Origin of the sequence: Mucilaginibacter sp. (genome assembly GCF_028288105.1) — a bacterium.
Classification (GTDB): Bacteria; Bacteroidota; Bacteroidia; order Sphingobacteriales; family Sphingobacteriaceae; genus Mucilaginibacter.
The window spans coordinates 22,334-31,650 of the sequence record NZ_JAQBOI010000124.1 but is presented as its reverse complement, the minus strand read 5'-3'; the positions used below and the strand labels follow the sequence as shown (position 1 = coordinate 31,650).

Genomic DNA, 9,317 nt, shown 5'->3' with positions numbered 1-9,317 from the left:
AATAAGCTCTACATTCTTTACTTCACTCCATCTAAAATTAAAAATCTGGCGGTTTAAAAAAACACGTTATACATATTCAAATTTTATCCGGTTTTCAGGAAACTCATTACTGTGATGTATCTTTAACTGTTTTAACTTTTCATCAAAATATTTGTAAATTTTTCTGGAGTTTTTTTCCGCCTTTGCGGTGTTTGAAAATTCTTTTTCTAAATACCTGTTTAATGCAAATAAGGTGCGTGGAAACTCATAAATAGTAATAGTTCCATCCTCCTCTTTATTTGCACGCACCCAGTATGGATCATTTTTTGTTGATTCCCGAATGTAAGCAACATCCGCTTTCGCTTCAACCATGTTACAAAATTTCACCAGTGAGCTTAATGATTTGGGGATACCCACTATCACATTAACGTTTACCGGAGCATAATAAGCTACACTCTTTTTATCAAAAGAAAACCCTATATCTGCTTTTCCTTTTAACAACTTGGCTAAACGCCCTGTAAAATTCATAAAATAGCCCATGGCCAATATTTCGGCAAGCGATTTCTTATAAGTACGTACATTTTCGGAGTGAAATATGATTCCTAATATAATGGAAACAATTAAACCCGTACCTAAGGCTAAGTATCTATTAGGGAACTTAATAATTCCGTCAAGGTATCCGCCATAACTACCAATAGTTGGGATTATAGAAAAAATTAAATCTTTTAAAGGAAAAAATTTAAAAGTAAATGTCATCCTGCCGCATTTAAACTTAGGATTAAATATAACTATAATAGTATTAAAATACTACCCTTTAATGGCTTTTATAAACGCCGGGATCTTGTCCATGTAGTTATCTTCCGCAAGTAGTTTCACAAAAGCGCTGCCTACAATGGCGCCGTTAGCATATTGGCAAGCTTTATTAAACGATTTATGGTCTGATATACCAAAACCTATAATGGTTGGGTTTTTCAGCTTCATGGCTTTAATGCGGTTATAGTAACCTTCAATACTATCAGTTAACTGCAAATTACCACCTGTTATTGATGATGACGAAAGCAGGTAAATAAAGCTATTGCTCAGCCCATCAATCTTACGTATGCGTTCTTCAGATGTTTGCGGGGTAACCAGGAATATATTGCTCAGATCATTATCCTCAAAATAATTACTGTAAAGCATTTCGTATTCATACATAGGCAGGTCGGGTACGATAATGCCATCCACCCCTACCGCAGCTGCTGCTTTACAAAAATGCTCAACACCAAATTGTACTATTGGGTTAACATAGCCCATTAACAAAATAGGGATGCTTACTCGGCTGCGCAGATCTTTCAGCTGGTCAAATAATAATTTAAGATTCATGCCATTATCCAGCGCCGTTTGTGAGCTATGCTGTATTGTTGGCCCATCTGCAACCGGATCTGAGTATGGGAAACCTATCTCCAGGAAGTCGGCACCGGCTTTCTCTAACGCTTCAGCAATATCAACGGTGGTGTTCAGTTCCGGATAGCCGGCCGTAAAATATATCGAAAGCAAGTTTTCTTTCTTTGTTGCAAAAAGCTGGTTCAGTCGGTTCATTGGTGCGGTTGTATGAGTCATGTTATTTGCCTGCAAAAATATTGTTAATAAATTGTCTTTTATAGTATGGTAAGAATATTTTACCACAGAGTACACAGAGATTTTTCACGGAGGACACAAAGCTTTAAAAATTATTTAATCTCTGTGCTCTCTGTGTATTTTTCTCTGTGACCACTGTGGTTAATTGCCCGTTATTGTGGTTAATTAATTTTGTTTTGCTGATCCTAACCTCTACTTTAGGGCAATCTGTTTTTGACAGGTTCCATTAAACCCTAAATAAATTATGGCGCCGGGAATATTACTCTCATTTATAGTTGGTTACTTTTTGGTACTGCTGGTGATATCTTACCTCACCTCAAAAAAATCATCAGATAACGATACTTTTTTTGTAGCTAACCGTAACTCCAAATGGTATTTAGTTGCCTTCGGGATGATAGGAACGGCGCTTAGCGGGGTAACTTTTATATCGGTACCCGGTAAGGTTGGCGCACCAAGCGGCGACCAGTTCGCGTACTTTCAATTTGTGCTGGGTAATGCGGCGGGCTTTATTATTATCGCTACTGTATTGTTACCATTATATTACCGCTTAAAGCTTACGTCTATCTATAGTTATATTGAACAGGCTTTAGGTACCTGGAGCTATAAAACAGCAGCAGCCATCTTCTTGCTTAGCCGTACCATTGGCTCATCATTCAGGCTTTATTTAGTGGTTATCGTATTGCAGAAATTCATTTTTGACAGCTATGGTGTGCCATTTGCTGTAACAGTGCTCATATGCCTAGTGCTGATATGGTCGTACACGTTTAAAGGCGGCTTAAAAACCATTATCATAACCGATAGCCTGCAAACTTTATTCCTGGTATCGTCGGTGTTCCTGTCTATCTATTTTATTTGCGACAGCCTTAACTACAATATATTTGAAGCTGCTGAAGCCATCAAAAACAGCAGCTACTCCAAAATATTTTTCTTTAATGATTTCGTGGGCAGCCACTTCCATCTAAGTAAACAATTTCTGGGTGGGTTATTTATTACCGTTGGTATGACCGGCCTTGACCAGGACCTGATGCAAAAAAACCTAAGCTTGAAAAACATAAAAGAAGCTCAAAAGAATATGTTCAGCTTTACCGCCGTGTTTGTGGTGATCAACATTTTCTTTTTAAGTGTTGGCGCTTTATTATACATATATGCGCAACGCAATGGCATTACGGTAGCAAAAACCGACTACCTATACCCTACCATCGCTTTACAATACCTGGGCATAGTACCTGCAATGGTATTTATGCTGGGCTTAACCGCAGCAACCTTTGCCACTACCGATTCTGCCCTGACGGCCTTAACAACTTCTTTTTGCGTAGATTTCTTAAACTTCAATAAACGCGGCGATGTAAACAGCAAGGAGATGATCAACGTTAGGCACTATGTGCACATCGCTTTTTCAGGGCTAATGTTCCTGACTATCATCTTATTTAACGCCCTTAATAATGATGCCGTAGTAACCGCCATATTCAAGGTAGCATCATACACCTATGGGCCATTATTAGGGCTTTACAGCTTTGGTTTATTTATGAGTAACAGGCAGGTTAATGATAAACTGGTGCCGTTTATTTGTTTGATATCCCCGGCAGTTTGTTACTTCCTCAGCACCGAGTCAAAAAACCTTTTAGGCGGTTATGTTTTCGACAATGAACTCATCATTGTAAACGGATTAATTACCTTTGGTGGCCTGTTGCTAAGCTCGCATAAGAAAACAAAGCTTGCAACATTATAGTTATACTTTTTTATTATAGAACATGACTGGTGAAGAAAAAATAAGACAAGCATTTGAGAACAAAAACTGGCAGGAAATTAAGGTTACCGATTCCTGGCAGATATTTAAAATAATGGCCGAATTTGTTGACGGCTTTGAGAAACTGGCTAAAATTGGCCCATGCGTATCCATTTTTGGATCGGCACGTACACATAACGATAACAAGTACTACAAACTGGCCGAGAATACCGCCCGCTTGCTTACAGAGCGTGGCTACGGCGTAATATCTGGCGGTGGGCCGGGTATTATGGAAGCGGCTAATAAAGGCGCTTACGAGGCAGGTGGTAAGTCGGTAGGCTTAAACATCGAGCTCCCCTTTGAACAGTTCCACAATAAATATATCGACAGGGATAAGATCCTGGAGTTTGATTACTTCTTTATCCGCAAGGTTATGTTCATGAAGTACTCGCAGGGCTTTATAGTATTGCCGGGCGGCTTTGGCACTATGGATGAGTCATTTGAAGCAATAACGCTGATCCAAACCGGTAAAATAGCCCGCTTCCCTATCGTTTTTGTTGGGGTTGAATATTGGGGCGGCCTGTTTAAATGGGTTGAAGAACGCATGCTGGCAGACGAGCACAACATCAGCGCGGATGACCTTAATCTTTACCGTGTGGTTGATACTGCCGAAGAAGCCGCGGAACACATCTTCCGTTTCTACGATAAATATGTATTGAAACCGAATTTTTAATCGGCTATATTTCATAAAAAAGGCGGTCTGTATACCAGGCCGCCTTTTTACTTATAGGTAATCTTTATTTAAGCATCGATACCTTAGGTGATGTGGTAACGGCATCAGGGTCGGCTGCCATTTCAACCATGTTGGTTACCTCATCCAGTACAGCATCTGCCGAACCCGAATAGCCCACATATTTAAACCTGATATTACCATTTTTATCGATTACGAATTTAGTTGGTATACCATCTACTTTAAATTGCGATACAACTTTAGCTTGCCTTCCATCCTCACCTTTCTCATCTATTAATACATGGAAAGTGTATTTGTTATCAGCAATAAATTTTTTAACACCCGGCAGGTAATTGTCGCCATTTTCCCAGGTATCAATAAATAAAAACTTCACGTTAGGGTTATCTTTAAACTTGGTAACCGCCATTTGCATACCCGGGAATGATGCCTTACAAGGACCACACCAGGTTGCCCAAAAGTCAACCACAACAACTTTACCTTTAAGGCTTGCTAAAGAAACTTCGTTACCATCAAAATCTTTTAGCGCAAAGGCAGGTGCCGGCAGGTTTATCATATCCTTAGCAAACTTCTCTCTTGATTTTGTTTTTGCCTTAGTGTCTAATGAGGCTAAATATTCTGTATAGCCCTTATCGCTGCCTTTAACTTTTACATAATCCAATGCCAGTTCCTGTTTCAACGCTTCATTGGCTTTACCGGCTACAAATGCTTTTTCTATTGCTGTAAGTGCTTTAGCGTGCTGGCCGTTAGCCGCAAGTATCTGCGCGTAATGCTCAATTATTTCCGGGTCGGGATATTTTGTGTTATCATATACTTCTTGCTGATACTTCAATGCTTCCGCATTTTTGCCTTGTTTAAGTAATATCAACGCATAGGTATCGGCATCGTTATAATAAGTAGCACGGTTATTTTCGCGGGCTTGTTTAGGCGTGCTGTACATCATGCCATCTGTGTCATTTAAACTTGCATCCAATATATCTAACGATTGTTTTGACAGCATGGCGGCATCCTCTAAGTGCTCCCCTTTTTTTGCCCACTCGTATGCTATATTGTTTAATGTACCAGCCAGTGATGATTTATTTTTGATCAAAGGCTCCCATTTTTTGTAGCCTTCCATATTATTGGCCTGTAAATATGATGAGGCTATCTGCACACGGAAATTATCCTGAATAGAGTTTTTCTCGTCCTTCTCAGGATACTTAGCTATGTAGGCAGCGTAAAGGGCCTCCTTTTTAGCGGGATCTTTTTCTTTATTGACCTCCATACCCATAGCGTTTTTAACAGCATCGCCCTGCGGAAATTTTGCCTTTATAGCCGCATTTAACGAATCGGCTGTATTTACTTTTTTAAGGCGGGTATAAAGTGAGGCAGCCTGCATCATATCTTTTTCATCGGCGCTATTAGCTAATTTTGCAACCTTGCTTTCCAATAATTTCTTATCCGCATCATCCTTTGATCCGGCTAAAAGCATCAGGTAGTTAAGCTGGTATTCTTTTTCACTTTGCGGATATAACTGAAATTCTTTTTTAAACAACCCGGCTGCTTCAGGAACATCAGGTTTAATTTTAGCAAAATAATTACCCATGCCAGAGTATATTAAATAAGCCTTGCTGGCGTAAGCGCCCTCAACCGGCTTTTTGTCTTTGTTGTAAACCAGGTAAACATATCCCTTATCGGCATTATCGTCAACGTTCTCACCACTGCTTAGCTTCACAAAAAAAGCTTTGGCTGCCGCCGGGACCGTAAAATCACCTTTCAATAATTTCCCATCTGCTTTAAGGTCAATATCAGCCGCCGGGAACTTCTTATTATCTAAAAAATACACAACCGCCTGGAGCTTGTCCTTACCATCAAGCGGGGTACCTGTCGGGTCATAGGTAACTGTTACCTTATCACCAGCCACCGGCAAAGAATTTGACAACTTAAGGTGATCTGCTGTTTGCGCAAATGAACTTTGCAATAGCAACGCGCAAGGTATTGCTAAAAAGATTTTAAGTGTTTTCATGTGATAACTAAGTTTTTAGTCAATGTACGGATTTAGTTAGGTAATTTCCAAATTTTATCTGACAATTAGTTACAGATATTTAAATTATTAGTTGTTTATTTACGGCAATGGACGCGCTTACACAACCAAAAAAAAAGGCTGCCCTAAGCTTTATATTTATTACCCTGCTTATTGATGTTATCGGTTTAGCTATCATCATCCCCGTTTTTCCAAAACTTATCGAAAAACTTATTCACGGTAACATAAGCGATGCATCCAAAATATCCGGATTATTATTTGTTGCTTACTCGGCTATGCAATTCCTTTTTTCGCCGCTGGTAGGTAACCTTAGCGATAAATATGGCCGCAGGCCGGTACTTTTATTTTCTCTCCTCGGTTTTGGTATAGATTACCTTTTCCTGGCCTTTGCCCCTACTATTGGCTGGCTGTTTGTTGGCCGCATTATAGCGGGAATAACTGGTGCCAGTTTTACCACTGCATCTGCCTATATAGCAGATGTGAGCGAGCCAGAAAAACGTGCTCAAAATTTCGGGATGATCGGTGTAGCATTTGGCCTGGGTTTTATAATCGGGCCTGTTATAGGTGGTATATTAGGTAAATATGATACGCATTATCCATTTTACGCGGCGGCGGCTTTGGCTTTATTGAATACAGCTTATGGCTTTTTTATTCTGCCCGAATCTTTAGATAAAGAACACCGCCGCAATTTTGACTGGAAACGTGCTAACCCAATGGGCTCCTTACTGCAATTAAAAAAATACCCGGCGGTTATTGGCCTGGCTACCTGCCTGTTCATTGTTTATTTTGCGGGGCATGCCGTGCAAAGTGTATGGACGTACTACACCATGGAAAAATTTAAATGGAGCGAAGATGTAGTTGGATATTCTTTAGGTTTTATTGGTTTAACCATTGCCATAGTACAAGGAGGATTGATAAGGGTTGCTATCCCAAAACTTGGCCAAAACCGCAGCATATGGATAGGTTTGGTACTGTATGCTATTGGTATGTTGTTATTTGGCCTGGCAAACCAAAGCTGGATGATGTTTGCCTTTATGGTACCTTATGCATTGGGAGGCATTTGCGGCCCGGCATTACAAGGTGTTATGACCAACGAAGTGCCCAAAAATGAACAAGGCGAACTGCAAGGCGGGCTAACCAGTTTAATGAGTTTAAGTTCCATATTCGGCCCGTGGTTTATGACCTACGTATTTTATTACTTCACAAATAGTAAAGCCCCTGTACATTTACCGAGTGCGCCCTACTTTATAGCATCGGCATTAATGCTTATTGCTGCACTGCTTGCTGTAAGAAGTTTTAAAAAGGAGAAACAATCTATCGATAAAACATCTTATAACAGCGTCCTGCATTAATTGCTTACTAATAAATATGGAGAAACCCGTACAACACGGCAAAGCTGCTTTAGGATTTATTTTCATTACGATATTTATCGACGTGCTTGGGCTGGGCATTATTATTCCTATCCTCCCCAAATTGTTGGAAGAGCTTGCGCATGTTGATATCAGTATGGCCAGCCAGTACAGCGGCTGGCTTACCTTTACCTATGCATCAATGCAGTTTTTGTTTGCCCCGGTACTGGGTAACCTAAGCGATATGATAGGCCGCAGACCTGTATTACTGTTCTCTCTTTTTGGCTTTGGCATCGATTATCTTTTTATGGCCTTTGCTCCCACCATTGCCTGGCTTTTTGTGGGCAGGTTAATTGCCGGTATTGCGGGTGCAAGTACAACTACTGCTACCGCCTATATTGCCGATGTAAGCAGCGGCGATAAACGTGCTGCCAATTTTGGATTGATAGGCGCTGCAACAGGTCTGGGCTTTATTTTGGGTATTGGCCTGGGTGGCTTTTTGGGTGCTTACTGGATAAAATTACCCTTCATAGTAGCCGCGGGGCTGGCATTACTAAATGCCTTATACGGTTTCTTTGTATTGCCAGAATCATTAATTATGCGCAACCGCCGCAGGTTTGAATGGAAACGCGCGAACCCTGTTGGTTCATTATTAAGGTTAAGAAAATACTCAATGGCGATAAGTACACTTATCACGGCTTATACTTTAGTATATGTAGGCCAAAAAGCTATTGAAAGCGTACTCCCATTTTATTTGATAGAAAAGTTTCAATGGACATTACATAGCATTAGCGCGTTGGGGATATTCATTGGCTTACTTATAGCAGGTATACAGGGCGGCTTTGTACGATGGACGATACCCAAGTTTGGCCTTCGCAAAAATATTATGGCGGGCATTGCATTTTATGGCATCGGGCTTATACTTATCTCTTTTAATAATGTAGGTTGGCTGATGTATGTTTTTATGATCCCATATTGTTTAGGCGGTATAGGTGGCACTGCTTTACAAGGCTTTATATCTGAAAATGTGCCTGCCAATGAACAAGGTGAATTGCAAGGAGCACTTGCCAGTTTGGTAAGTGTAACAACCATAATTGGCCCGCTGATGATGACCACATTATTCCACCATTTTACTATTAAGGGGGCTTCGGTTTATTTCCCGGGCGCGCCATTCCTGATGGGTGCCGTGCTGATGTTTATCAGTATAATATTAACGATACGGAGTTTTAAAAAGAAAGACCCAAAACTACTACCGCAAAATGCCCCTACTCCAGGCCGCTAACACCGCCGGATATCACAAATTTCATCACCTCGGCAGCGCTCCGGTTAATAGGTTTTACTTTATCTACCGATACAATAACCACCTGCCCGGCAAATGAGTACGACATAGGGAAATACACAGCAACCTCGCCCGGCAGATCAAGCGCTTTCATATCTTTTTGTACAAGGAAACCGATTTTTTTGAGGCCAAACTCATTTACTTCAACCAAAACAGGTTCGTTAAATTTCTTCTCCTCACCCACAAAAGCTTCGGTCAGGTCTTTGATAGATGAGTACAGGAATTTAAATAAGGGAACGCGATTCAGCCAGCGCATAAACCATTTCTTTATGGGGTCGGTAATTACATTAGTTACCAATATACCGGCAATCAATATGATAATTATTACCGTTAAAATACCCAATCCGGGTATATAAAGCGGTTTACCCTGGCTATCTACCAATATTTCGGTACTTAAATTAAGCCCTGTATCTATCCGCGATACAACCCAGAACATAAGAAAAAAAGCAGCCCCAAGCGGCACTACGATAAGCAACCCTTTAATAAAATAGTTAAGTAAGGCACGAAATAGTCTCTTCATCTCTATCAATCAAAAT

At 40.5% G+C, this 9,317-nt stretch carries 8 protein-coding genes; 4 read left to right on the top strand and 4 right to left on the bottom strand.

Annotated features, from left to right (window positions below; genetic code table 11):
- Positions 1–66: 66 nt before the first annotated feature.
- Positions 67–735, bottom strand: coding sequence for an STING domain-containing protein (locus JWQ85_RS08570; protein WP_299466901.1), 669 nt, complete (start codon positions 733–735; stop codon positions 67–69).
- A gap of 51 nt (positions 736–786) precedes the next feature.
- Positions 787–1,557, bottom strand: a complete 771-nt coding sequence (gene trpA, locus JWQ85_RS08565) for a tryptophan synthase subunit alpha (RefSeq protein WP_299466910.1) — start codon at positions 1,555–1,557, stop codon at positions 787–789.
- A gap of 283 nt (positions 1,558–1,840) precedes the next feature.
- Between trpA and JWQ85_RS08560 the strand changes: the two genes are divergently transcribed.
- Positions 1,841–3,325: a sodium:solute symporter gene (locus JWQ85_RS08560; protein WP_299466898.1), complete on the top strand. Its 1,485-nt coding sequence runs from the start codon at positions 1,841–1,843 to the stop codon at positions 3,323–3,325.
- A gap of 22 nt (positions 3,326–3,347) precedes the next feature.
- Positions 3,348–4,055 (top strand): TIGR00730 family Rossman fold protein, encoded by a 708-nt coding sequence (locus JWQ85_RS08555; RefSeq protein ID WP_256537144.1) that lies wholly within the window; start codon positions 3,348–3,350, stop codon positions 4,053–4,055.
- Positions 4,056–4,119: 64 nt separating this feature from the next.
- Here JWQ85_RS08555 and JWQ85_RS08550 read toward each other — a convergent pair whose 3' ends face one another.
- Entirely contained in the window at positions 4,120–6,075 is a 1,956-nt protein-coding gene (locus JWQ85_RS08550) for a TlpA disulfide reductase family protein (RefSeq protein ID WP_299466891.1), read from the bottom strand.
- Between the two features lie 107 nt (positions 6,076–6,182).
- On the opposite strand from JWQ85_RS08550, the gene JWQ85_RS08545 reads away from it, so the two are divergent.
- Positions 6,183–7,445 carry a TCR/Tet family MFS transporter gene (locus JWQ85_RS08545; RefSeq protein WP_299466888.1) on the top strand — a complete coding sequence of 421 codons (1,263 nt, stop codon included), beginning with the start codon at positions 6,183–6,185 and terminating at the stop codon, positions 7,443–7,445.
- Between the two features lie 16 nt (positions 7,446–7,461).
- On the top strand, positions 7,462–8,724 hold the full coding sequence (locus tag JWQ85_RS08540; RefSeq protein ID WP_299466885.1) for a TCR/Tet family MFS transporter: 1,263 nt from the start codon (positions 7,462–7,464) through the stop codon (positions 8,722–8,724).
- Here JWQ85_RS08540 and JWQ85_RS08535 read toward each other — a convergent pair.
- Positions 8,708–9,301, bottom strand: a complete 594-nt coding sequence (locus JWQ85_RS08535; RefSeq protein WP_299466882.1) for a DUF502 domain-containing protein — start codon at positions 9,299–9,301, stop codon at positions 8,708–8,710. The genes JWQ85_RS08540 and JWQ85_RS08535 overlap by 17 nt on opposite strands.
- Between the last annotated feature and the right edge of the window lie 16 nt (positions 9,302–9,317).